Genomic DNA, 23,494 nt, shown 5'->3' with positions numbered 1-23,494 from the left:
ATCAGTCCACGTCCTCGATGTCAGCGCCGGGGGTGCCGAAGGCGCGCTGCGCGAGCGTCGCGGCCATGAACTCGTCGAGCTCGCCGTTGAGCACGCCCGACGTGTCGGACGTCTGCACGCCGGTGCGCAAATCCTTCACCATCTGATAGGGCTGCAGCACGTAGGAGCGGATCTGGTGGCCCCAGCCGATATCGGTCTTGGCGGCCTGGTCGGCGGCGGCCTTCTCCTCGCGCTTCTTCAGCTCGATCTCGTAGAGGCGCGCACGCAGCATGTCCCAGGCCTGCGCCCGGTTCTTGTGCTGGGAGCGGCCCGCCTGGCAGACCACCGCGACGCCGGTCGGAATGTGCGTCAGGCGCACCGCGGATTCGGTCTTGTTGACGTGCTGACCACCGGCGCCGCCCGACCGCATGGTGTCGGTACGAACGTCGGATTCCTTGATGTCGATCTTGATGCTGTCGTCGATGACAGGAAACACCTGCACGCTCGAGAACGAGGTGTGGCGCCGCGCATTGGAGTCGAACGGCGAGATGCGCACCAGGCGGTGCACACCTGCTTCGGTCTTCAGCCAGCCATAAGCATTGTGACCGGAGACCTGGATGGTCGCGGACTTGATGCCGGCTTCTTCGCCTTCGGACTCTTCGAGGTATTCGACCTTGAATCCGTGCGTCTCGGCCCAGCGCGTGTACATGCGCAAAAGCATCTGCGCCCAGTCCTGGCTCTCGGTGCCGCCGGCGCCGGCATGGACTTCGAGATAGGAATCGAAGCGGTCGGCCTCGCCCGAGAGCAACGCCTCGAGCTCGCGTCGCGCCACTTCCTTCTTCAGGTTCTTGAGCGCAGCTTCTGCTTCGGCCACGACGCCGTCATCGCCCTCGGCCTCGCCGAGCTCGATCATCCCGATATCGTCTTCGAGCTCCTGCTCGACCTTGCCGATGCCCGAGAGCGAGTCCTCCAGCGAGGTACGCTCCTGCATCAGCTTCTGTGCTTTCTGGGGATCGTTCCAGAGGTTGGGATCTTCTGCGAGCTTGTTCAGCTCAGCGAGGCGCGCCGTCGATTTCTCGACGTCAAAGATGCCTCCTCAGCAGCCCGACTGACTGCTTGATCTCTTCTACCAACCGTTCGATTTCGGCGCGCATATCGTTCTCTGATTTCGCGGAATCCCGCGTGCTAGCGCATGATCCGGGAAAGTGTGCAGCGGTTTCCCGAAAAGATCATGCGCAAACAAGAAATAGAGCGCGATAACTCATCGCGCTGAAGGGGATGTAGCGGCGGCGGCTGCAAAGCGCAACCGCCGGAGCTTCAACTCAGTGCTGTTATCCCAGGGCCCTAGTACAGCCCGCCGGTGCCCGGCCGCATGAAGAAGCCGGAATCCGGCGCCTGCTGCGGCGGCGGCACGCCACCGCGCCCGTCGGCGTCGGCAACGCCGATGACCGAGTAATTGTCCGGCGGCGCCGTACCGGGCTTGAAGGCCTCGAGGATGGTTCCGCCGCTCTCGCCGGGACCGGCGCGCATGCCGGTCTTGGCGACGACACGGATCAGCTTGATGCCGGCCGGCACCTTGAACGGAACCGCGGGCTTGTCAGCGAGCGCGAGCTTAAGGAAGTCGCGCGCAATCGGCGCGGCGAGATGGCCGCCGGTCGCGGCATTGCCTTTGCCGAGCGGACGCGGCTTGTCGTAGCCCATGTAGATGGCGACCGCGACGTCAGGCGAGAAGCCGACGAACCAGGCGTCCTTGGCCTCGTTGGTCGTACCGGTCTTGCCGGCGATCGGCTTGCCGACTTCCCTCACGACGGTTGCGGTGCCGGCCTGCACCACGCCTTCCATCAGCTCGGTGATCTGATAGGCCGTCATGGAATCGAGCACCTGCTCGCGGCGGTCGATCAGCTGCGGCTCGGGCTGGTTCTTCCAGCCGCCCGGCGCATCGCAGCCTCGGCATTCGCGCTGGTCGTGCTTGAAGATGGTGTGGCCGTAGCGGTCCTGGATACGGTCGATCAAGGTCGGCTTCACGCGGCGCCCGCCATTGGCGATCATCGAATAGGCCGTGACCATGCGCATCGCCGTGGTCTCGCCGGCGCCGAGTGCGTAGGAGAGATAGTTCGGCAGCTCGTCATAGACGCCGAAGCGGCGCGCATATTCGCCGATCAGGGGCATGCCGATGTCCTGCGCGAGCCGCACGGTCACCGTGTTGAGCGATTGCCGCAGCGCGTTCCGCAACGTCACAGGTCCCTGATATTTGTTCGCCGAGAAGTTTTCAGGCCGCCATACGCCTGCGCCCTGCCCCTGGTCGATTTCGATCGGCGCGTCGAGCACGACGGTCGAAGGCGTATAGCCGTTGTCGAGCGCTGCCGAATAGACGATCGGCTTGAACGACGAACCCGGCTGCCGGTAGGCCTGCGTGGCGCGGTTGAACTGACTCTGGTCGAACGAGAAGCCGCCGACCATCGCGAGGACGCGTCCGGTCCAGGGGTCCATCACCACCATCGCGCCCGAAACTTCGGGAATCTGGCGCAGGCGATACTGGCCTTCGACCGGTTGTCCTTCCTTGCTGTAGAGCGGATCTGCATAGATCACGTCGCCGGGCTGAAGCACCTGCGCCACTGATGTCGGCGTCTTGCCCTTGAAGTTGCCCTGGGTCGCCCTCGCCCACCGCACGCCGTCAAGCGTGACGAGGCCGGTCTCGCGTTGCTTGCTGACGGCGCCGCCGAGCTCGCGGTTCGGCTGGAAGCCGATGCGCGCCGACTGGTCGCTGGTTTCCAGCACCACCGCCATGCGCCACGGCGAGATGTCGGAGAGCGACTTGATCTCCGCGAGCTTCACGCCCCAATCGCCCGAAATATCGAGCTTGCTGATGGCGCCCCGATAGCCCTGTTGCTCGTCATAGTTCACGAGGCCGGCGACCATGGTCTTGCGCGCCATGACCTGGATCTTCGGATCGAGCGTGGTGCGGACCGACAGGCCACCCTCATACAGCTTCTTCTCGCCGTAGCGCTCGAAGATGTCGCGACGAACCTCCTCGGCGAAATATTCGCCGGCGAAGGTGTGGGCACCGTTGGAACGGTTGGTGACGACCAGCGGCTCCTTGCGCGCCTTGTCGGCGTCAGCCTGCTTGATCCAGCCGTTCTCCTGGAGACGGTCGATCACGTAATTGCGACGCTCGATGGCGCGATCGCGGTTGCGAACCGGATGCAGCGTCGCCGGCATCTTCGGCAGCGCTGCGAGGTAGGAAGCTTCCGCCACGGTGAGCTCATTCACCGACTTGTCGAAATACACCAGCGAGGCGGCGGCGATGCCGTAGGCGCCGAGGCCGAGATAGATTTCGTTCAGATACAGCTCGAGGATCTTGTCCTTCGAATAGGTCTTCTCGATGCGCATCGCGAGCAAGGCTTCCTTGATCTTGCGCGAGAAGGAGACCTCGTTGGTCAGCAGGAAATTCTTGGCGACCTGCTGGGTGATCGTGGAGGCACCCTGCGGACGGCGGTTGGAGCCGAAATTCTGCAGGTACAGCACGCCTGCGCGCGCCATGCCGGTGTAGTCGATGCCGCCATGCTCGTAGAAATTCTTGTCTTCGGCGGCGAGGAACGCGTTGATCACGAGCTTCGGCACCGCCTGGATCGGCAGGTACAGGCGCCGCTCCTTGGCGTATTCGCCGAGCAGCGAGCCGTCGACCGCGTGGACGCGGGTCATCACCGGCGGCTCGTAATCCTGAAGCTGAGAGTAGTCGGGCAAGTCCTTGGAGAAATGCCAGATCAGGCCTGCCACGGCACCGACACCGACAAGGAACACCACCGTTCCCGCGGCAAACAGGAAGCCCATGAACCGCACAAGCAAGCGCATTATGTGTTTATCCGTTCAATCCCAGGATCAGCCCAAAGCACCCCAAACGGGGCGCCGTCCTCACGTCGCGAATTCACCGGCCTACTGAATACCATTGATGCCGGACCGAAAGACGCTTGCCGAACGGGATTCTCGTCGATTCCGGAACCCCCTGCGTTGTTTTTATAAGGCGTCCGCTGTGGCCAAACTAGGGCTTAACAACGGAACAGGCATTCCCTTCTTAATTCCCGGCCCCCGCGGTCGCCATCCGCTTGGCCAGGAACGTGTCGATCGCCTGGGCCATCGAGCCGACAGCCTTGGACCGCCACCCCTCGGAGACGAGGTGCTCAAGATCGCCCTTGTTGGAGACATAGCCGATCTCGACCAGCACCGAGGGCACGTCGGGCGCCTTCAACACTCGGAAGCCGGCCGACTTCAGGGGATGCTTGTGCATCCGCATGGTCGACTTCATTTCGCCCATCAGCAGATGAGCAAAACGGCTTGAAAAGGTACGGGTTTCCCGCTGCGTCAGGTCGATCAGGATGTCGGCGACATCGGTCGGCTCTTCCGCCAGGTTGAAGCCGGCGATCGCGTCAGCGCGATTTTCAGCATCGGCCAGCCGCTGCGCTTCGGCGTCGGAGGCCTTGTCCGACAGAGTGTAAATGGTGGCACCCTGGGCATCGCCTTCGGCCTTCGGCAGCGCATCGGCGTGGATCGAGACGAACAGCGCGGCGTTCAGATTGCGGGCGACCTTGGGCCGGTCGTTGAGCGGGATGAAGGTGTCGTCGTCCCGCGTCATGACCACCCGGTACTTGCCTGATTTCTCCAACCGGTCGCGTAGCGCGAGGCCAAAGGCCAGCACCAGATTCTTCTCGCTCTCCCCGCTCGACTGGGTGCCGTTGTCGATGCCGCCATGGCCGGGATCGATCACGACCACCGGGCGGCCATCTGAAGGCGCTGCCGGCTTCTGCTGCGCCGGTTCTGGCGCGGCGGGAACGGTCGTGGGCGGAACGGCGGCAATTGTCGGTCGCAGCTCGGGATGATTCTCCGGAGGGGGAGTCTGCAGGAAGGCCGCACGATCCACCTCCTCGAGCTCCAGCACCAGTCGGGCCGGCTGGCCGTTGGCCGCGTCGAGCACGTAGGAATTGGCGATCTTGGCGGGGCCGGTCAGGTCGAACACGATTCGGGAGCCGCCGGGCATGACCAGCCCGTACCGAAAGGCCTTGACCAGCCCTCGCCCGGCTCCTGTTCCGGGAGCCAGCTGAAAATTGACCTGGGGAACGTCGACCACCACCCGATAGGGATCGGCAAGCGTCGTGGTGCGGAAGGTAACGGTCTGGTCGAGGTCGAGAATGAAGCGGGTCTGCTTGCCGTCACCGGCTAGGCGCGCGGCCGTGGCGACAGGAAAATTTGCTGCCGCAGCAGAGGGTTGCGACGGGCCCTCCGCCGCGCTCAGGCGCGAGGAATCGGCGCATGGCAATGCTGAGGCGCATAGAAGCGCAAATCCCAGCAAAACCCGTTGATTTGTGCGGCTCGCCACCGAATCCGTGCCTCCGAGCAGCCCTCTTTAACGCAATAGAACCACAGGGTTAATCAGTCCTTAATGGCAGAAACGCAAAACTCCCGGACTGTGACCGGCGTGCGACGCTCCCTTGCACGGATGGCTCATTCCTCGTATGTACGGAATGCTGACGGCCAATGATTTCCGGTTGTGTCGCATTCAGCCTCCCGGTGCAGCGCCGGAGCTCCCAAGGTTCGGGAATTCCAGCGTTTTTCTGTTCCCCTCAACGACCAGCGCGGTGCGCGGCAGCGAGGCGGACCAGGGCAAGCTCCGGCGGCGAACGGTTTCCGGTTACCACACTGTTTCCGGGGCAGTTTTGACAGCGACGCGGCCAGTTACCCACCTCCTTAATCCAGAGGAGGCGGTTCTTGATCCAGGGCGAGCGCGCACGCGCCATGCCTGGCCAGCAGCAACTGATTAGGGGCGGCCCCGCCGCCCAACGTTTCATACGGGCCGACGCTTGATGCGCCAGACTGTGCCGACGAATTCTGAAGGACCTTTCGCGACGCTGCGGAGTGAAAATCCCGCGCGCCGCTTCGGTTCTGAGGCTTCCGATTCGGCAAGGCGCGAGAGACGGCGTTTCGGCCTTCCCCTCACCCCCGAATCAGGTGGACCGTCGCGTCACCCGGCAGCGCAGATCGCGCCCACGGTGAACCGCGCCCGCCGCCGCCAAGAGTTAAGACATGCCCAACAAGATGTTGATCGATGCCACCCACCCGGAAGAGACCCGGGTCGTCGTGGTCCGCGGCAATCGCGTCGAAGAGTTTGACTTCGAGACCGCGCAACGCAAGCAACTGCGCGGGAACATTTACCTCGCAAAGGTCACCAGGGTCGAACCCTCGCTCCAGGCCGCCTTCGTCGAATATGGCGGCAACCGCCACGGCTTCCTCGCCTTCAGCGAAATCCATCCCGACTACTACCAGATCCCGGTCGCCGACCGGCAGGCGCTGATCGAGGCCGAAGAGCAGGCCCATCGCGAAGCCGAGGAAGAGAGCGAGAACCGCTCCCACGGCCGTCGCCGCTCACGCCACCGCAATGCGCGCCGCCGCGGTCACGGCGAGCGCGTCCGCAGCGACATTGTCGAGGGTCTCGACGCAGGTAGCGATCCCGCCGCCCAGCCGGTCGAGGGCCAGCCCCATCAGGAGCACGCCGAAGGCACGGCGCATGAGGGCGAGCACCTGCACGCCGATGCCGAGCATCACGGCGAGTACCACGAGGGTCACGACCACGACCATCATGACCATGATCACGACGATCACGGGCATGACGATCACGAGCACGATGATCGCGGCCACCATGATCATGCGCACGCGCACGATGACGACCATGGTCACGACCACGAGCATGATCATCACGAGCACGATCATCACGCCGACGAGACGCCCGCGGCTGTTGGCGCCGAGCCCGTCGTTGCGGCCGAGACCGTTGCCGAGTCTCACGAAGCTCCCGCCGTCGAAGGACATGGCGAAGCGTTTGCCGAGATCGTGACCTCGGTCACCGAGCCGGCCGATGCCGTTTACGCCGCCGGCGAAGCGGTCGAGGCGCCGCATGCCGAGGCTGCGGACGCTGGCGAAGACGACGACGAGGACGATGAAGACGGCGAGGAAGCCGAAGAGGAACACGTCGAGTCGGTCGGCGGTGACGACGTGCTCGAGGAGGTTCCGGAGCGCACCTTCCGTCCGCGCCGCCAGTACAAGATCCAGGAAGTCATCAAGCGCCGCCAGGTGATGCTGGTGCAGGTGGTCAAGGAAGAGCGCGGCAACAAGGGCGCAGCGCTGACGACCTACCTCTCGCTCGCCGGCCGCTATGCCGTCTTGATGCCGAACACCGCGCGCGGCGGCGGCATCAGCCGCAAGATCACCAGTGCGCAGGATCGTTCTCGCCTGAAGGAAGTGGTGCAGGATCTCGACGTGCCCGAGGGCATGGGCATCATCCTGCGCACCGCGGGTGCCGCGCGCACCAAGCCCGAGATCAAGCGCGACTTCGAGTACCTGATCCGGATGTGGGAGACGGTGCGCGACCTGACGCTGAAGTCGCAGGCCCCGACCCTGGTCTACGAGGAAGGCTCGCTGATCAAGCGCTCGCTGCGCGATCTCTACAACAAGGAGATCGACGAGATTCAGGTCGCCGGGGAATCCGGCTATCGCGAAGCGCGCGACTTCATGAAGATGCTGATGCCCGCCAATGTCAGCGCGGTCAGGCAATATCGCGACGGCCAGCCGCTGTTCTCGCGCATGGGCGTCGAGAGCCAGCTCGATGCGATGTTCTCGCCGACGGTGCAGCTGCGCTCGGGCGGTTACATCGTGATCAACCAGACTGAGGCGCTGGTCTCGATCGACGTCAATTCCGGACGATCGACGCGCGAGCACCATATCGAGGACACCGCGCTCAAGACCAATCTGGAAGCGGCCGAAGAGGTCGCCCGCCAGCTTCGCCTGCGCGATCTCGCCGGCCTGATCGTCATCGACTTCATCGACATGGACGAGAAGCGCAACAACCGTGCGGTCGAGCGCAAGCTGTCCGATTGCCTGCGGCAGGACCGCGCGCGCATCCAGGTCGGACGCATCTCGCATTTCGGCCTGCTCGAGATGTCGCGCCAGCGCATTCGCGCCAGCGTGCTCGAGAGCTCGACCGATCCGTGCCCGCATTGCGGCGGCACCGGCCACGTCCGCTCGGTGTCCTCGGTGGCACTGCAGCTCTTGCGCGGCCTCGAAGAGATCCTGATGAAGGGCGCGACCCACAATCTCGTGGTCCGCACCCGCACCGACGTCGCGCTCTATGTGCTCAATCACAAGCGTGGCCATCTGCGCGACCTCGAGAACGGCTTCAAGGTCACGCTGTCCGTGATCGCCGATCCCAGCGTCAGCGGCCCGCAAGCCTATGTGATCGACCGCGGCGAGCAGGTGCATACGCTGGAAGCCGCCAAGGCGCTGCTGGCCACACAGGCGGCCGCAAGCCCGCCGCCGCTGGCTGAAGAGGCCTATGACGAGGAGGACGGTTTCGACCTTGAGACCGAATCCGAGGTCGAGACCGACGAGACTGAAGGTCTCAGCGAGGAACAGGCGTCAGGTGAAGCCGCGGCCGATGGGGACGGCCAGCGCCGCAAGCGCCGCCGCCGTCGGCGCGGTCGCGGCGGTCAGCGCGACGGTGAGCTTCGCGAGGACAGCCCGACGACGCTTCCGGAGCCGGCTCTGGCCGCCGGCGAAGGCGAAGAGGATGGCGAGTCCGAGCAGGATGGCGAGGACGGCGAGGAGCAGGCCGCGCGCGGCGAGCAGCAGGGCAGTGGCGAGCGCCGTCGCCGGCGTGGCCGTCGGGGTGGACGCCGCCGGCGCGGCGGCAACGAGGACGGTCTCGCCGGATCGATCGGGGACGAGCTCGGCGGCAATCCTCCGTCGGAGGCAACCGACGCGGTGGCCGATTTCGACAGCGCCGGCAGCGAGACCGCTCCGCCGATTGCGCATTCGGAACCGATCGCCCCGGTCGAGCACGAGACGTCTCAGCCCGAACCTCAATTCCACCAGGCGCCGGTTGAAGCGCCGGTCCAAGGGTCGGCTCATGCCGCACCCGCTGCTGCTGTCGCCGAGGAAGAGCCCGTCGTCGATGAGAAGGCGGCACGTCGCCGCTCGACAGTCCGCGAGAAGGTGAGCTTCCTGTCGTCGGGCAGCGAGCAGGCAACCCCGGTTGATTCAGCGCCGGAGCCGGTTGCTCCGCCCGCGCCTGCCCCGGAGCCCGCACCGGAAGCGGCTGCCGAGACGCCGGCGGCCCCGCGCCGCGCCGGCTGGTGGTCGCGCCGTTTCGGCGGCGGCGAGTAGGCCGAACACCTAATGCAAAACGCCCGGCCAAAAAGCCGGGCGTTTTCGTTTTCATGCCTCGCCAATTCGCTACGGCGGCAGCTCGTCATCGCCGAGCGAGGCCACATCACGCGATGCGATCTGGCGAAGCTGGTCGTAGAGATCGGGCGCCTCGCTGGTGCAGAGGCAGACGCCTTTGGCAGATTCTGCCTCGCCGGCGTTGAGGTAGGCGTGGCCCATGGTGCTGTCGAGATAGATGCCGTCGCCCTCGCCCAGGATCTCTGGCGCGTAGAACTCGGTGTGGACGGAGACGCGTCCGCTCGTCACCAGAAAATACTCTTCGCCGGCGTGACGAAGCAGCGGACCGAATTCGTCCAGCGAGCGTGCGCGGACTTCGGCGACGATCGGCACCATGCGTTTGCCGATCAGGTCGGTGCATTGATAGGTGTAAGTGTAGAATTTCGTGTTGATCAGCTGGCCCTGCCCGGCCCGGCTGATGCTTCGGCGCGCGGTGACCGGCCGGCCCGGCGCGGGCGCCGCGACCGCGGGATTGAACAGCTCCGCGATCTCCATCTTCAGACCCGAGGTCAACTGAAGCAGCTTGTCGTAGGTCAGCGACATCAGGCCGTTCTCGACCTTTGAAAGGGTCGAGAGCGCCATGCCCGTCCGCTCCGCCACTTGCTTGAGGGTCAGGCCGCGCGCCTGACGGGCGGCCTTGAGACAATGGCCGAGCTGGGAGTTCGCGCCTTCTGATGTCGTGATCTCGCTCATGCAATAAGCCTATCACGGCGCGAGAGAAATTGTTGACCTATCCGCCTAATCTTTTCGGCCAAAGCACCCCTCCCGTACAGCCTTGGCGACCATCCGGGCAGTCGGGCCAGGATTTGTGCATTAAATACCTGGATTTGACGAATATTGGTGCGCTGACGCCACTTTCCGATATGCTAAATCGTTTTCATAATCTGAAAGGGATTGGCCTTGCCTGACCTGTGCGATACCAGCGCCGTTGAGTTGTGCCGCCTGCTGGCCGCGAAGGCGATCTCGCCTGTCGAATTGCTCGACGCCTGTCTGTCACGCATCGCCGCCGTCAATCCCGCCGTCAACGCCGTTGTCACACTGGACGAGCCGGGCGCACGCGCAGCGGCAAAGGAAGCCGAGGCGGCCATCCTGCGCGGCGAGGATCGTGGCGCGCTGCACGGGCTCCCCGTCCTGATCAAAGACACGCAAGACACCGCCGGGATGCGCTCGACCTACGGCAGCCCGCTGCTCCGCGACAACGTGCCGGCCGCCGACCAGGGCTCTGTCGCGCGCTTGCGTGCCGCCGGCGCCATCATCTTCGGTAAGACCAACACGCCGGAATGGGCCGCGGGCGGCAACACCCGCAATCCCGTGTTCGGCGCGACCGGCAATCCCTTCGATCCCATGCGCTCGGCGGCCGGCTCCTCCGGCGGCTCGGCGGTCGCACTCGCCTGCGGCATGGCACCCCTTGCCTCGGGCTCCGACACTGGCGGCTCCTTGCGCAATCCGGCCGGCTTCTCCGGCATTGTCGGGATGCGCCCCTCCTACGGTCTCGTGGCAAGCGAGAAGCGCGCCTTCGGCTGGTCCAACCTGTCGACCGACGGACCGATGGCGCGCAATGTCGCCGATACCGCGCTGATGCTGTCGGTGATGGCGAGCGACGACGCACGTGATCCGCTCGCCTACACGCTGCCTGGCGAACGCGTGCGCGGACGCGCTGAGCGCTGGGCCGCGCCGCGCCCTGCAGAACTCGGCAAGCTGCGCCTCGCCTTCACCGAGGATTTCGGCTTTGCGCCGACCGAGCAAGCCATCCGCCGCGTTTTCCACGATCGCGTCAACAAGCTCGCGCCGTTGTTCGCCGGGAGCCGCGAGGCGACGCCCGACTGCACCGGCGCCGACGATGCCTTCGCGGTGCTGCGCGCCGGCCTGTTCCTGGCGATGCATGGCAAGAACTACAAAGAGCGGCCCGAGATGCTCGGCCCGAATGTCCGCGCCAATGTCGAGGAAGGCCTGGGCTACACGCTCGAGGACCACGGGCGCGCCGCGACGACCCAGACGCGGATCTATCGCGCCTATCAAAGCTTCTTCGAAACCTGCGACGTGCTGATCAGCCCGACCATCACCCTCAGTCCGCGGCCATGGTCGGAGCTCTATCCCGCCGAGATCGACGGCGTGGCGACGAAGTCCTACTTCCACTGGCTCGCGCTCGCCTACGCCGTCACACTCCCCGGCCACCCCGCGATCAGCGTTCCGCTCGGCCTTGATGAAGCCGGCCTGCCGTTCGGCCTCCAGATCGTCGGTCCGCGCGGCGGCGACGCCGTCGTGCTTTCGGTCGCCGCCAGCATCGAGGCTGCATTCGCGAACGATCCGCAAATGTGCCGGCCCCTGCCCAACCTCGCACGGCTCGCCGCAGCGCCGCCGCTATCGGCCGCGCCCGGCTTCCTCGCCTGGGAATAGCCCGGGAATAGATCAAACAAGCAGGCATCAACGCCGGCTCGCCGGCATCTCGGAGATCAGCATGGACGAATTGTCGAACCGCAAGACCGGCATCGTCGCCTTCGTCCTGCTCTATCTCGCTTATTGCATCTCCTACATCGACCGCGCCGCGATTTCGCTGGCGCTGGCGCAGATCGGCAAGGACTTCAATCTCCAGGCTGCCGATCTCGGTATTGTCATCAGCGCGTTCTTCTTGGGTTACGCGGCGATGCAGGTGCCCGGCGGATGGCTCTCCGACCGCTTCGGCTCGAAATACGTCGTCATTGTCACCATCGTCATGTGGTCGCTGTTCACGTCGTTCACGAGCCTTGCCTGGTCGCTGACCTCGCTGATCGCGATCCGCTTCATCTTCGGCATCGCCGAGGGCGGCTTTCCGCCGGCGAGCATCCGCGCCATCGCGGAGCTGTTCAAGAAGGACAGCCGGCCCAAAATGTCGGCGCTGCTGCTGTCGTCGAATTATGCCGGCAGCATGGTCGCACCGCTGATCATGGCGCCGCTGATCGTCTGGCTGGGCTGGCGTCACGCCTTCAATACGATCGGCATCGCCGGCATCGTCTTCGCGGTGATCTATTTCGTCTTCGTTCCGCACCTTGCGCGTATCGGCGTCGGACCGGTGACGGCAAAGCCCCGCGCACCGATGCGCGAGCTCATGGCGAATCCGCTGCTGTGGCAGCTCATGGTGGTGTGGTTCGGCCTGAGCTGCGTCAACAAGGGCCTGGATTCCTGGATGCCGCTCTATCTGCTCCAGCAGCGCGGGCTCGACCTCAAGACCGTCGGCGTCGTGGCGCCGATCCCGTTCGTGATGGCGACATTCGCGACCGCAATCGGCGGCTGGGTGATGACCACGTTCTTCGCCGAGCGCGAAAAATATCTCTTGATCGGCAGCTCCGCGTTAACAGGCATCTTCCTCTACGCCATGTACAAGGCGGAGACGATCACCGCCTTGATCGTCTATCAATCGGTGGTCTATTTCTTCAAATCCTTCGTCCTGGCCTCCGTGATTGCGCTTCCGACCAAGCTGCTGCGTGACGACCAGATCGGATCGGGCATCGGCATGGTCAATCTCGGCGGCCAGAGCGCGGGCTTCGTTGCCCCCGCCATCATGGGCTTCATCGTGACGGGCACCGGATCATTCGACGCGGCCTTCGGCTTCCTGGTCGCGATGACGGCGATGTCGGTCGTCGTCGCCGCGACCATCAACACGGCGCAGTCCAAATTCACGCCGAAGCCGGCCTGACAGGAGTTTGCCGATGCAAAGCGCAATCATTCTCGGCGGCGGCATGGTGGGGGTCGGTGCTGCCGTGCATCTGCGCCAGCGCGGCTGGACGGTTACGCTGGTTGACCGCAGGGAGCCCGGCCGCGAAACCAGCTACGGCAATGCTGGCATGATCCAGGCCGAAGCCGTGCGGCCCTATCCAATGCCGCGCGACCTCACGTCACTGCTGAACATCGCGACCGGCCGCACCAACGACGTGCGCTACAGCCTTTCCTCGCTGCATCGTCACGTCGAGCCGCTGCTTCGCTATTGGTGGCATTCGGCGCCGAAGCGGCATCGCGAAGCGATCGCGGCCTGGGCTCGCCTGATCGCCTATGCGACACCCGAGCACGATGTCCTCATCCGCGAGGCCCATGCCGATAATCTGATCCGCCGCGCCGGGTATCGCGCAGTGTTCCGCGATGCCGCGGCGCTCGACCACTCGATCAAGGAGGCGGAAGCAGACCACCGCGAGTTCGGTGTCAATTTTCGCGTGCTCTCGGGCAGCGAATTGACAAAAGCCGAGCCGATCCTGCGCAACGATCTTCCCGGCGCGATCCACTGGCTTGATACCTGGACCGTGTCCGATCCCGGCGCCCTGGTGACCGCCTATGCCGAGCTGTTCGAGCGCCTTGGCGGTCAGATCGTGCTCGGCGATGCGCAGTCGCTTCAGCAGACCGCGACCGGATGGTCCGTCAACACCGACGATGGCCGCATCGACGCCGCCAACGCCGTCGTCACGCTCGGGCCATGGTCGCCGGATCTCTTGCACAAGTTCGGCTACCGGATTCCGCTGGTGCGCAAGCGCGGCTATCACATGCACTACACCGGCGGCGCCACGCTCGATCTGCCGCTGGTCGACAAGGGCCAGGGCTACGCCATGGGACCGATGGCCAAGGGCATCCGCATCACCACAGGCGCGGAACTGACGGGCCCGGATGCGCAGGCAACGCCGGTGCAGCTTGCCAGTGCCGAAGCCTCCGCGCGCGAGCTGATCGATCTCGGCAAGCGCGCCGAACCGGAGCCGTGGTTCGGCACCCGCCCCTGCACGCCTGACATGGTGCCGGTGCTCGGGCGCGCCCCGCGACATCCCGGCCTCTGGATGAATTTTGGCCACGGCCACCAGGGCTTTACGCTGGGACCCGCCACCGGACGCCTGCTCGCGGAGATGATGAACGGCGAGACGCCGTCGATCGATCCGACGCCGTACCGGCCGGAGCGGTTCTAGCCGTCCGACCTCGCGGCCAAAACGGCCTTGATGCGCCGGGTGTCTTCCGGCGTCGCCGGGTTGTAGACCACCATGCCGAGATCGGGCCGGCCGTCGACCGCAAAAGCCGAATATTCGAACGCGATCGGGCCGAGCACGGGATGGCGCAGATGCTTAACGCCCTCGCCATGAGAGCGGACGTCATTGTCGGCCCATAGCTTTGCGAATTCGGGGCTCTCGCGGCACATCTCGTCGACGAATTCGGCGACATGTGAGACCGCGCCCGCGCGCGCCGCATCCGCGCGGAACGCAGCGACCACGAAGCGCGCGACCTTGTCCCAATCATATTGGGCAGCGCGCACCCGCGGCTCGCAGAAGATCAGGCGCAGGATGTTGCGCTGTTTGGGCAACAGCGAGGAATAGTCGGTCAGCACGATGGTCGCCGCGCGATTCCAGGCGACGACGTCCCAGATCATCGTCCTGATGATGGCGGGGCTCGTCTCCAGCGCATCGAGCACGCGCTGGAGACGTGGCGAGACGCCTTCGCTTGCCTGGTAGCGCACCTCTGGCGGGTGGCCGAGCCCGATCAGGGACAGGTGCTCGCGCTCGACGTCGGTCAGCATCAGCGCACGCGCGATCCGGTCGAGCACATCGGCTGACGGCGCGCCGCCCCGGCCCTGCTCCAGCCAGGTGTACCAGGTCGGGCTGATATTGGCCCGCAGCGCCACCTCCTCGCGCCGCAGCCCCGGGGTACGCCTTCGGCTGCCGCCAAAGCCGAAAGCGGCCGCGTCGAGCCTGATACGGCGGTCCTTCAGATAGGTCCCGAGCAGATTGTCGCTGGTGGTCTCGCTCATCCCGTTAGCTATTATACCCTGATAACATCACTACTTTACCCGGATAATCCTAACGCAGATGCTGGCTCCAACCAACTGGAGACCTGCTCATGCATGTATTCGTCACTGGCGCCACCGGCTTCGTCGGCTCCGCCGTCGCTGCCGACCTGATCGCGGCCGGTCACAGCGTCACTGGCCTCGCCCGCTCCGACGCGGGCGCCGCCGCCCTCACTGCAATGGGTGCCAAGGTCCGTCGCGGCTCGTTGGAGGACCTCGCGTCCTTGCGCAGCGGCGCGGCCGCCTCAGACGGCGTGCTGCACCTCGGCTTCAACCACGACTTCTCCAAATTCGCCGAGAATTGCGAGCTCGACCGCCGCGCCATTCTGGCGCTCGGCGAAGAGCTCAAGGGCTCCGAGCGCCCGCTCATCGTCACCTCAGGCGTTGCGCTGCTCGCACCCGGGCGGCTCGCGACCGAGGACGATGCAGCAGCTCGCCACTTTCCGCGCGTCTCGGAAGCAACTGCCGAGGACCTGATGAAGCAAGGCGTGCGCGCCGGCATCGTCCGGCTGCCGCCCACCACCCATGGCGAAGGCGACCACGGTTTCGTCCCTCGCTTGATTGCGATCGCGCGCGAGAAAGGCGTGGCCGCCTATATCGGCGAGGGCAACAACTGCTGGCCCGCCGCGCATCGCATCGATGCCGCGCGCGTCTACCGCCTAGCGCTCGAGCAAGGCGCAACCGCGCGTCGCTATCACGCCATCGCCGAGGAAGGCGTGCCCTTCAAGCTGATTGCCGAGGTGATCGGCAAGAGGCTCGGCGTGCCCATAGTCTCGAAATCCCCTGATGAAGCTGAGGCGCATTTCGGCTGGTTCGCACGCTTTGCGGCCGTCGACGTGCCGACGTCCAGCGCGAAGACGCGCGCGGCTCTCGGCTGGGAGCCGAAAGAAAAAGGGCTGATCGAGGATCTCGACCAGCCCTATTACTTCAAGGTTTAACGGCGCAGCGCCGTTAAATCCGGCTAGTCCGTCGTGACGGCGGTTTCCATGTCGGTCGGATCGATCTGCTGGGCCAGCCGCGCGTTGAGCTTGTCGCGATCGAGCTCGCCCTCCCACCAGGCGACGATCACGCAGGCGACGCCATTGCCGCAGAGATTGGTCAGCGCACGGCACTCGCTCATGAACTTGTCGATGCCGAGCACGATCGCCATGCCCGGCACGAGGCGCGGATCGACCACCGCCAGCGTCGCCGCCAGCGTGATGAAGCCCGCGCCGGTAATGCCGGACGCGCCCTTCGAGGTCAGCATCGCCACGACCAGGATCGTGAGCTGCTGGCTGAAGGTGAGGTCGTAGCCAAGCGCCTGCGCAATGAACAGCGTCGCCAGCGTCATGTAGATGTTGGTGCCGTCGAGATTGAACGAATAGCCCGTGGGTACCACGAGGCCGACCACCGACTTCGAGCAGCCGAGCCGCTCCAGCTTCTCCATCAAGGTCGGCAGCGCGCTTTCGGAGGACGAGGTACCGAGCACGACCAACAATTCGTCCTTGATGTAGGCCAGGAACTTGAAGATCGAGAAGCCCGCGATCCGCGCGATGATGCCGAGCACGACGAACACGAACAACGCGGCGGTCAGGTAGAACGTCGCGATCAGGCCCATCAGGTTGAGGATCGCACCGGTACCGAACTTGCCGATGGTGAAGGCCATCGCGCCGAAGGCACCGAGCGGCGCTGCGCGCATCACGATGGAGATGACGCCGAACACCGCGTGCGCGGCGTCGTCGATGAAGCTGCGGATCACGTGGCCGCGGTCACCGAGGCCCATGATGGCGAAGCCGAACAGCACCGAGAACAACAGCACTTGCAGGATCTCGCCTTGCGCGAAGGCGCCGACCACGGTGTCGGGAATGATATGGAGGATGAAGTCGACCGACTTCTGGGCTTCCGCCTGCTTGGCAAAGTTGGCAACGGCATTTGCATTGGCCGCCGCACTGCCGAAGCCCGCGCCCGGTTTGATAACGTTGCCAATGATGAGGCCGATGATCAGCGCGAATGTCGACACGACCTCGAAATAGACCAGTGCCTTGACACCGATGCGCCCGACCTTCTTGGCATCCTGAATGTGCGCGATACCGGAGACCACTGTGCAGAAGATGATCGGAGCGATCACCATCTTGATCAGCTTGATGAAGCCGTCGCCGAGCGCCTTGATCCAGTCATTGGTGGCGACGGACGGCCACAGCCAGCCGACGATGGCGCCGAGCACGATGGCGATCAGCACCTGGACATAGAGAACTTTATACCATGGCTTGGCGGCAACAGGTGCAGCCGGCGCGCCAGCCATCGTTGTCGTTGTCATTGTTTCACTCCCCCTCAAAAGCTCAGAGCCAGCCAAGATCAACTTGGCCGGCCCTGTCAATTGGAACATTCCGTGACGCGAAATCTAGCCGCGACGGTCGACGATCCGACGCGCCGCCGGCACCAGCGCAGCGCCGAGCGCGTTCTTGATGATTGAGGCCGCGATGAACGGCGCGACACCGACCACCCAGGCCTTGGTTCCGCCGAGGCCAATGCCATAGGCGAGCCAACCGAAGCCGGCGATGAAGATGACGACATGGCCGACCGCCATTGCCGCGAACAGCAGCACGACATTGCGATCCCAGCCGCGTTCGGCGAGCCAGCCCGTAATGAAGGCGGCAGCCACGAAGCCATAGAGATAGCCGGCGGTCGGGCCGACCAGCGGTGCAATTCCACCGACAGGGCCAGCGAACACCGGCAGCCCCATCGCGCCTTCAGCGAGGTAAGCGATCATGGTTGCGCTGCCAAGGCGCCAGCCATACGTCGCGCCGATTGTCAGCACGACCAGCGTCTGCAGCGTCATGGGCACATAAGGCAGCGGCAGGTTCACCTTGGCTGATAGCGCCATCAATGCGGAGCCGAGCGCAACAAGCACGAAAGCGCGCAAATGCCCGACGGCTTCGCCGGGCCGGGCGGGCCACATCACTGCGGCAAGAGGAGAACGCGACGTGGCGGCGGGCTGGACAGTTCGGTCAGACAAGATGCACTCCGGAAGGCTAGCAAAAACTGGCGGCTATTTAAGCCAGTGAGCGATCCGGTCAACTGCCTCCTGCATCTCCTGACGCGAGCGCGCATAAGAGAATCGGATGAACGAGCGGCCGTGAACGGGATCGAAATCGACGCCCGGTGTGGCCGCAACATGGGCCTTCTCCAGCATCTGCTTGGCGAAGTCGAAACTGTCGGAGGTGAAATCCGAGACATCGGCATAGAGGTAGAACGCGCCATCCGCCGGCAGGAACTTGGCGAGGCCCGCCTTGGGCAATCCCTCGATCAGGATGCGCCGGTTCTCCTGATAGCCATGCTTGATCTCCTCCATCTCGGCCGCGCCGTCGAAGGCGGCCTCTGCCGCGATCTGCGACAGCGAGGGCACCGAGATCGAAAGGTTCTGCTGCAGCCGCTCGATCGGGCGCACCAGAATGTCCGGCACGACCATCCAGCCGACGCGCCAGCCCGTCATGCAAAAATACTTCGAGAACGAGTTGATCACGAGCGCATGGTCGGACAGCGCCGCCGCCGTCACTGCAGGAAACGCGTAATCGAGCCCGTGATAGATCTCATCGGAGATGAAGCGAATGCCGGCATCTTCCGCGGCGGCGATCAGACCGGTCAGCGCCTCGCGGGACATCATCGTTCCCGTCGGATTGGCGGGGCTTCCGACCAGCACGCCCTTCAACGGCGCCTTGCGATGGGCGGCGAGCAGCGCCTCGCCGGTGAGCGCGTGGCGCGTCTCGTTGGTGGTCTCGATCAACACCGGCTCGCAGCCGAGCGCGGTGAGGATGTGCCGATACGGCGGATAGCCCGGCACCGTGACGGCGACGCGATCGCCGGGCTCGAACATCGACAGGAAAGCCAGAATGAAACCGCCGGAGGAGCCGGTGGTCACCACGATCCTGTCCGGGCTGATGGTACAGCCATAGGCGTCGCGATAATGACGCGCGATGCGCTCACGAAGACTGGGAATGCCGAGCGCCGAGGTGTAATCGATCCGCCCCGTCGCAAGCGCGGCCTGAGCGGCCGCAATCGCGGTCTTCGGCGCGCCGGTTGCGGGCTGGCCGACCTCCATGTGAATGACATGGCCGCCGGCAGCCTCCATGCGGGCCGCCGCGGCCATCACGTCCATCACCATGAACGGGGGAACATCGCTGCGGCGGGAGGGCTCGAGCCATTGCCCCACCCGGTTCCTTAATGTCGCATCGTGCATTGAATTCTGCTATTTCGCTGGCGAACCGGTCCGTTCGGGCCGGAAAACAGGGCGCTTGCGCCCCAGACTGGCCGCATTATACGGCTCATAAGGGCATATCGCGTATCCGGTCCGCCGCCAATCGCCAAAACCAATCACAAAACTGCATCCAAGTCCGCTTGCAAGCCCGTTTGATGTTGCTCCAGATCGCAATGCGCAAGAAGGCCTCCGCCCTCACCGCCCTCATTACGGCGACTGCAATCGCGTTGCTGCCGATCCCGGCGGCGCACGCGCAGGAAGGCCGCGGGCCGCCGACCCTGCGCGACTCGGAAACCGAGCAGCTGCTGCGCGAATATACGCGCCCGATCCTGCGCGTTGCCGGTCTGGAGAGGCAGAACATCCAGATGGTGATCATCAACGACAACTCGTTCAACGCGTTCGTCGCCGATGGCCGCCGCATCTTCGTCAATTACGGCGCCATCCTGCAGTCGGAGACGCCGAACCAGCTCATCGGCGTGCTTGCGCACGAAACCGGGCATCTGGCCGGCGGCCATCTGGCCAAGATGCGCGAGCAGCTCGCCAGCGCGCAGACGCAGATGATCATCGCCATGCTGCTCGGCGCAGGCGCCATGGCGGCGGGCGCCAGCCGCGGCGGCAACAACGGCAATAACGGCCTGGCCAATGCCGGCGCGGCTGCGGTTGCCGGACCGCAGGAGATGATCCGCCGCTCGCTACTGTCCTATCAGCGCCAGCAGGAAGAGAACGCCGACCGCGCCGGCGTGAAATTCCTGACCGCGACGCAGCAATCGCCGAAGGGCATGTACGAGACCTTCAAGCGCTTCACCAGCGAAAGCCTGTTCGCAGCGCGCGGCGCCGATCCCTATCTGCAGTCGCACCCGATGCCCGCAGAGCGCGTCGCATCGCTCCAGGAATTCGCCAGTACCAGTCCCTATTGGGACAAGAAGGACGATCCCGCGCTCCAGCTCCGCCATGATATGGTGCGCGCCAAGATCTCCGCCTTCATGGAGCGGCCGGAAGTGGTCTATCGCCGCTACCCCCTGACCAATGACAGCCTGCCAGCGCGCTATGCCCGCGCCATCAGCACCTATCTGCATGGCGACTTGCGCAGCGCCCTCGCCCAGATCGATGCCCTGATCGCGGTCCAGCCCAACAACCCGTATTTCTACGAGGTGCGCGGCCAGGCCCTTCTGGAGAGCGGCAAACCCGCCGATGCGATTGCGCCCCTGCGCAAGGCCGTCGCGCTTTCCAACAATTCGGCCCTCATCGAGATGTTACTTGGGCAGGCTCTGGTTGGAACCGATAATAAGGCCTACACGGACGACGCCATCAAGATTCTCCGTGCAGCGGTGGCGCGCGAGCCCGAGGCGCCGATTGGCTTCACCCAGCTCGCGATGGCCTATGGCCGGAAGGGAGACTATGCCGAGGCGGATCTCGCCTCCGCCCAGGCCGCTTATCTGCGCGGCGACAACAAGACCGCTCGCGAACTCGCCACGCGCGCGAAAACCCGTTTCGCCGTCGGCACGCCCGGATGGGTCAAGGCCGACGACATCGTGGCATCGAAGCCGCCACGGAACTAGAACGACGCCTGATCACGCGATTGACCGCTTTGACGTCACGACACCACCATTAAGTCCGCCGGGACGTTATTTCGAAACCTGCTCTGGATAAGAGGATTTGCCAATGCCTTCGCTGCGCCTGCTTGCTCCCGCACTGTTTGCGCTCGCCATCTTCGGCGCAACGGGACCGGCTTCGGCCGAGAGCTTCTCGGATGCCCAGCGCACCGACATAGAGGCGATCATCAAGAACTACCTCGTCACCCACCCCGAGGTGCTCGAGGAGGCCATGACCGAGCTCAGCAAGCGGCAGGCCGCGGCAGAGAGCGAGAAGCACGAAGCCAGCATCGCCCAGAACTCGGATGCGATCTTCAACTCGCCGCGCCAGGTCGTGCTCGGCAACAAGGACGGCGACGTCACCTTCGTCGAGTTCTTCGATTACAATTGCGGCTACTGCAAGCGCGCGATGAGCGACATGCTCGACCTGATGAAGTCCGATCCCAAGCTGAAGGTCGTGCTCAAGGAATTTCCGGTCCTGAGCCAGGGTTCGGTCGAAGCCGCGCAGGTCGCGGTTGCAGTGCGCATGCAGGATCCCTCCGGCAAGAAGTATCTCGATTTCCACCAGAAGCTGCTCGGCGGTCGCGGTGCGGCCGACAAGGCGCGCGCCATGCAGGCGGCCAAGGAAGCCGGCCTCGACACCGCGAGGATCGAGAAGGACATCCAAAGCCCCGAGGTGCGCGCCACCATCGAGGAGAACTTCAAGCTGGCCGAAGCGATGGGCATGAACGGCACGCCGAGCTACGTGATCGGCAAGCAGATCGTGGTCGGCGCCGTCGGCCTCGACGGCCTCAAGGAAAAGATCGGCGTCGCCCGCTGCGGCAAAGCGACTTGCTGAGAGGCGACCTGCTGATCACGTATTCTACAATTCACGCGCGCAACGAGGCCGGCTGAGAAGCCGGCCTTTTTCGTTGGCCAAGCTCAGCACGAATCCTGGCGTGAATCCGGCGCGAACGTTCATCCCGCATTTAGGAAACAAATGCCGGGGAACAGCAGATGTTCCGGAACAAGTGACACCTCCTCCCGTTGTCGGCGCGGGCAATGACGCAAAGAAACACGTGAGGAGAAATTCGATGTCGAACCGCTTTATGATCTCGGTTGCCGCACTCGCGCTGATCGCAGGCACGGGTCTGGCGAACGCACAAGGCACGATGAAGAACGACACCGGCGCCGGCGCGCAGCCGACGCAGCACTCGCAGCCATCGGGCGGCGCTGAGCACGGCACCATGGGCAAGGAATCCGCAAGCCCGCAGAAGGGCACGGTGGGTCAGGCCGGCGGCTCCATGAAGCAAGGCGAAGAGAAGTCGTCTGGTGCGATGGAGAAATCCGGCACCGCGGAGAAATCCGGCGGGATGGAAAAGTCCGGCGCAATGAACAAGAACGCGGCTGAAGAAAAGGCCGGCGCGGCGAAGGGTGAACACGCCCAGAGCGCACAGGACAAGTCGACGCAGGACAAGTCCAAGAGCATGAGCTCTGACTCGACCACCAAGTCCGACAGCAAGAACATGAAGGCTGAGGACAACAAGGCCGGCACTGCCGCCAAGAGCAACAATGCCGAGAACCGTCCGGCTACGACCGACAGCAAGTCGCAGACGACGACCGGCAACGCCGCCACCTCGGCGACCGCTGCGCCGCCGGCGGAGAAGCGCACCCAGATCGTCTCGGCGATCAAGTCCGAGAAGATTGAAGAGACGACGAACGTCAACTTCAATATTGCGGTCGGCACGACGATTCCGGCGTCCGTCCACTTCCACCCGCTCCCGCAGCGGATTGTCGAAATCTACCCGGAATGGCGCGGCTATGACGTGATCTTCGTGCACGGCCAGTACATTATTGTCCGTCCGCAGACGCGCGAGATCGTCTACATCATCGAAGGCTAACCAGCTTCGCCGATGCCCAAATGAGCCCCTGCCGAGCCATCGGCAGGGGCTTTTGGCCTATGGGGCATCCGTCCCCACCCGCCTGGGACCGCAGCCACGATTGGAACTGGTTAACAAGCAATTTCCGTAGTTTCCGCACAGATTTTTGCACGCTGGATGAGGTGCCTGAAGCCCTCGCCAAGGCCCTTCAAGGCTTCCCCTAGGTCACTTTGTTACCTATAACCCCCGCCACGCCGAAACACCTTTCCGGGATTGGAATGGCCGAACCAGCAACCGACACGATCCTCGTTCTCAACGGACCGAACCTCAACATGTTGGGGACACGGGAGCCGGAGAAGTATGGCCATGCCACGCTGGCCGACGTCGAGAAACTGTGCCGTGAGACCGCGGCGAGCTTCGGCCTCAAGGCCGACTGCCGGCAGTCCAACCGCGAAGGCGAGCTGATCGACTTCATCCACGAGGCACATGGGCGCAAGATGAAGGGCATCATCATCAACGCCGGCGGCTATTCGCACACCTCGATCGCGCTGCACGACGCGCTGCTCGCGGTACAGATCCCGACGGTCGAAGTGCACGTGACCAACATCCACGCCCGCGAGAGCTTCCGTCACCACTCCTACACCGCGCGCGCGGCCTTCGCCTCGCTCTGCGGCTTCGGCATCGAGGGCTACCGCCTCGCCATCCAGGGCCTTGCCGCCAAGCTCGGCATCAAGCCCAAAGCCTGACGCCCCCTCTTCACCCAGAACATTCGGATCAAAGA

Annotated in this window: 19 protein-coding genes; 9 read left to right on the top strand and 10 right to left on the bottom strand. The window is 64.5% G+C overall.

Annotation, left to right across the window (positions count from 1 at the left end; translation table 11 throughout):
* Position 1 precedes the first annotated feature (1 nt).
* The 5 genes from prfB to XI06_RS12705 all read right to left on the bottom strand — a co-directional run bounded on the left by prfB (position 2) and on the right by XI06_RS12705 (position 6,921).
* Positions 2 to 1,133 (bottom strand): peptide chain release factor 2 gene (prfB, locus tag XI06_RS12725; RefSeq protein WP_237858029.1). Its coding sequence is split into 2 segments (ribosomal slippage): positions 2 to 1,063 and positions 1,065 to 1,133, totalling 1,131 coding nucleotides; the frame shifts between segments, so codons are not numbered across the junction.
* 190 nt (positions 1,134 to 1,323) lie between these two features.
* Positions 1,324 to 3,831 (bottom strand): penicillin-binding protein 1A, encoded by a 2,508-nt coding sequence (locus XI06_RS12720; protein WP_237858030.1) that lies wholly within the window; start codon positions 3,829 to 3,831, stop codon positions 1,324 to 1,326.
* A gap of 220 nt (positions 3,832 to 4,051) precedes the next feature.
* Positions 4,052 to 5,350 (bottom strand): N-acetylmuramoyl-L-alanine amidase, encoded by a 1,299-nt coding sequence (locus tag XI06_RS12715; protein WP_271605434.1) that lies wholly within the window; start codon positions 5,348 to 5,350, stop codon positions 4,052 to 4,054.
* Between the two features lie 614 nt (positions 5,351 to 5,964).
* Complete coding sequence (locus tag XI06_RS12710; RefSeq protein WP_271605433.1) at positions 5,965 to 6,381, bottom strand: hypothetical protein; 417 nt, start codon at positions 6,379 to 6,381, stop codon at positions 5,965 to 5,967.
* A gap of 12 nt (positions 6,382 to 6,393) precedes the next feature.
* A complete protein-coding gene (locus XI06_RS12705) occupies positions 6,394 to 6,921 on the bottom strand; it encodes a hypothetical protein (protein ID WP_271605432.1) in 528 nt (175 codons plus the stop codon).
* Here XI06_RS12705 and XI06_RS12700 point away from each other — a divergent pair.
* Positions 6,856 to 9,183, top strand: coding sequence for an Rne/Rng family ribonuclease (locus XI06_RS12700; protein ID WP_271605431.1), 2,328 nt, complete (start codon positions 6,856 to 6,858; stop codon positions 9,181 to 9,183). The genes XI06_RS12705 and XI06_RS12700 overlap by 66 nt on opposite strands.
* Positions 9,184 to 9,252: 69 nt before the next feature.
* Here the strand turns inward: XI06_RS12700 and XI06_RS12695 are convergent, their stop codons facing one another.
* The gene (locus XI06_RS12695; protein WP_271605430.1) at positions 9,253 to 9,933 is read right to left on the bottom strand and encodes a helix-turn-helix domain-containing protein; all 681 of its coding nucleotides are present in this window, start codon (positions 9,931 to 9,933) and stop codon (positions 9,253 to 9,255) included.
* A gap of 207 nt (positions 9,934 to 10,140) precedes the next feature.
* On the opposite strand from XI06_RS12695, the gene XI06_RS12690 reads away from it, so the two are divergent.
* The 3 genes from XI06_RS12690 (at position 10,141) to XI06_RS12680 (ending at position 14,159) form a co-directional block, all read left to right on the top strand.
* Positions 10,141 to 11,637 (top strand): amidase, encoded by a 1,497-nt coding sequence (locus XI06_RS12690; protein ID WP_271605429.1) that lies wholly within the window; start codon positions 10,141 to 10,143, stop codon positions 11,635 to 11,637.
* Positions 11,638 to 11,698: 61 nt separating this feature from the next.
* A complete protein-coding gene (locus tag XI06_RS12685; protein WP_271605428.1) occupies positions 11,699 to 12,913 on the top strand; it encodes an MFS transporter in 1,215 nt (404 codons plus the stop codon).
* Between the two features lie 13 nt (positions 12,914 to 12,926).
* On the top strand, positions 12,927 to 14,159 hold the full coding sequence (locus XI06_RS12680) for an NAD(P)/FAD-dependent oxidoreductase (protein ID WP_271605427.1): 1,233 nt from the start codon (positions 12,927 to 12,929) through the stop codon (positions 14,157 to 14,159).
* On the opposite strand, the gene XI06_RS12675 is transcribed toward XI06_RS12680, so the two are convergent.
* The gene (locus XI06_RS12675) at positions 14,156 to 14,992 is read right to left on the bottom strand and encodes a helix-turn-helix transcriptional regulator (RefSeq protein WP_271605426.1); all 837 of its coding nucleotides are present in this window, start codon (positions 14,990 to 14,992) and stop codon (positions 14,156 to 14,158) included. The two genes, XI06_RS12680 and XI06_RS12675, sit on opposite strands and share 4 nt — an antisense overlap.
* A gap of 89 nt (positions 14,993 to 15,081) precedes the next feature.
* Between XI06_RS12675 and XI06_RS12670 the strand changes: the two genes are divergently transcribed.
* A complete protein-coding gene (locus XI06_RS12670) occupies positions 15,082 to 15,966 on the top strand; it encodes an SDR family oxidoreductase (protein ID WP_271605425.1) in 885 nt (294 codons plus the stop codon).
* 23 nt (positions 15,967 to 15,989) lie between these two features.
* On the opposite strand, the gene XI06_RS12665 is transcribed toward XI06_RS12670, so the two are convergent.
* The 3 genes from XI06_RS12665 to XI06_RS12655 form a co-directional block, all read right to left on the bottom strand.
* Positions 15,990 to 17,324, bottom strand: coding sequence for a dicarboxylate/amino acid:cation symporter (locus tag XI06_RS12665; protein ID WP_237858042.1), 1,335 nt, complete (start codon positions 17,322 to 17,324; stop codon positions 15,990 to 15,992).
* Between the two features lie 84 nt (positions 17,325 to 17,408).
* Complete coding sequence (locus XI06_RS12660) at positions 17,409 to 17,966, bottom strand: biotin transporter BioY (RefSeq protein WP_271605465.1); 558 nt, start codon at positions 17,964 to 17,966, stop codon at positions 17,409 to 17,411.
* 90 nt (positions 17,967 to 18,056) lie between these two features.
* Positions 18,057 to 19,244 (bottom strand): pyridoxal phosphate-dependent aminotransferase, encoded by a 1,188-nt coding sequence (locus XI06_RS12655; RefSeq protein WP_271605424.1) that lies wholly within the window; start codon positions 19,242 to 19,244, stop codon positions 18,057 to 18,059.
* 173 nt (positions 19,245 to 19,417) lie between these two features.
* On the opposite strand from XI06_RS12655, the gene XI06_RS12650 reads away from it, so the two are divergent.
* The 4 genes from XI06_RS12650 to aroQ all read left to right on the top strand — a co-directional run bounded on the left by XI06_RS12650 (position 19,418) and on the right by aroQ (position 23,459).
* Positions 19,418 to 20,821 carry a M48 family metalloprotease gene (locus tag XI06_RS12650; RefSeq protein ID WP_271605423.1) on the top strand — a complete coding sequence of 468 codons (1,404 nt, stop codon included), beginning with the start codon at positions 19,418 to 19,420 and terminating at the stop codon, positions 20,819 to 20,821.
* Positions 20,822 to 20,924: 103 nt separating this feature from the next.
* Positions 20,925 to 21,692, top strand: coding sequence for a DsbA family protein (locus tag XI06_RS12645; protein ID WP_237858052.1), 768 nt, complete (start codon positions 20,925 to 20,927; stop codon positions 21,690 to 21,692).
* Positions 21,693 to 21,927: 235 nt separating this feature from the next.
* On the top strand, positions 21,928 to 22,734 hold the full coding sequence (locus tag XI06_RS12640; RefSeq protein ID WP_237869246.1) for a DUF1236 domain-containing protein: 807 nt from the start codon (positions 21,928 to 21,930) through the stop codon (positions 22,732 to 22,734).
* Between the two features lie 257 nt (positions 22,735 to 22,991).
* Entirely contained in the window at positions 22,992 to 23,459 is a 468-nt protein-coding gene (gene aroQ / locus XI06_RS12635) for a type II 3-dehydroquinate dehydratase (RefSeq protein WP_237858053.1), read from the top strand.
* Positions 23,460 to 23,494: the final 35 nt, after the last annotated feature.

It is taken from the genome of Bradyrhizobium sp. CCBAU 11434 (assembly GCF_028128895.1).
GTDB lineage: Bacteria > Pseudomonadota > Alphaproteobacteria > Rhizobiales > Xanthobacteraceae > Bradyrhizobium > Bradyrhizobium zhengyangense.
The sequence above is the reverse complement of the archived record's forward strand: the minus strand, read 5'-3'. Positions and strand labels throughout refer to the sequence as shown.

What these genes read in the sequence shown, in the direction of transcription:
- XI06_RS12720 (WP_237858030.1), bottom strand. Translation starts at nt 3,831, where the DNA reads ATGCGCTTGCTTGTGCGGTTCATGGGCTTCCTGTTTGCCGCGGGAACG.
- XI06_RS12705 (WP_271605432.1), bottom strand. Translation starts at nt 6,921, where the DNA reads ATGCGGCGCCTCGACCGCTTCGCCGGCGGCGTAAACGGCATCGGCCGG.
- XI06_RS12695 (WP_271605430.1), bottom strand. Translation starts at nt 9,933, where the DNA reads ATGAGCGAGATCACGACATCAGAAGGCGCGAACTCCCAGCTCGGCCAT.
- XI06_RS12685 (WP_271605428.1), top strand. Translation starts at nt 11,699, where the DNA reads ATGGACGAATTGTCGAACCGCAAGACCGGCATCGTCGCCTTCGTCCTG.
- XI06_RS12680 (WP_271605427.1), top strand. Translation starts at nt 12,927, where the DNA reads ATGCAAAGCGCAATCATTCTCGGCGGCGGCATGGTGGGGGTCGGTGCT.
- XI06_RS12675 (WP_271605426.1), bottom strand. Translation starts at nt 14,992, where the DNA reads ATGAGCGAGACCACCAGCGACAATCTGCTCGGGACCTATCTGAAGGAC.
- XI06_RS12670 (WP_271605425.1), top strand. Translation starts at nt 15,082, where the DNA reads ATGCATGTATTCGTCACTGGCGCCACCGGCTTCGTCGGCTCCGCCGTC.
- XI06_RS12665 (WP_237858042.1), bottom strand. Translation starts at nt 17,324, where the DNA reads ATGACAACGACAACGATGGCTGGCGCGCCGGCTGCACCTGTTGCCGCC.
- XI06_RS12660 (WP_271605465.1), bottom strand. Translation starts at nt 17,966, where the DNA reads ATGTGGCCCGCCCGGCCCGGCGAAGCCGTCGGGCATTTGCGCGCTTTC.
- XI06_RS12655 (WP_271605424.1), bottom strand. Translation starts at nt 19,244, where the DNA reads ATGCACGATGCGACATTAAGGAACCGGGTGGGGCAATGGCTCGAGCCC.
- XI06_RS12650 (WP_271605423.1), top strand. Translation starts at nt 19,418, where the DNA reads ATGTTGCTCCAGATCGCAATGCGCAAGAAGGCCTCCGCCCTCACCGCC.
- XI06_RS12645 (WP_237858052.1), top strand. Translation starts at nt 20,925, where the DNA reads ATGCCTTCGCTGCGCCTGCTTGCTCCCGCACTGTTTGCGCTCGCCATC.
- XI06_RS12640 (WP_237869246.1), top strand. Translation starts at nt 21,928, where the DNA reads ATGTCGAACCGCTTTATGATCTCGGTTGCCGCACTCGCGCTGATCGCA.
- aroQ (WP_237858053.1), top strand. Translation starts at nt 22,992, where the DNA reads ATGGCCGAACCAGCAACCGACACGATCCTCGTTCTCAACGGACCGAAC.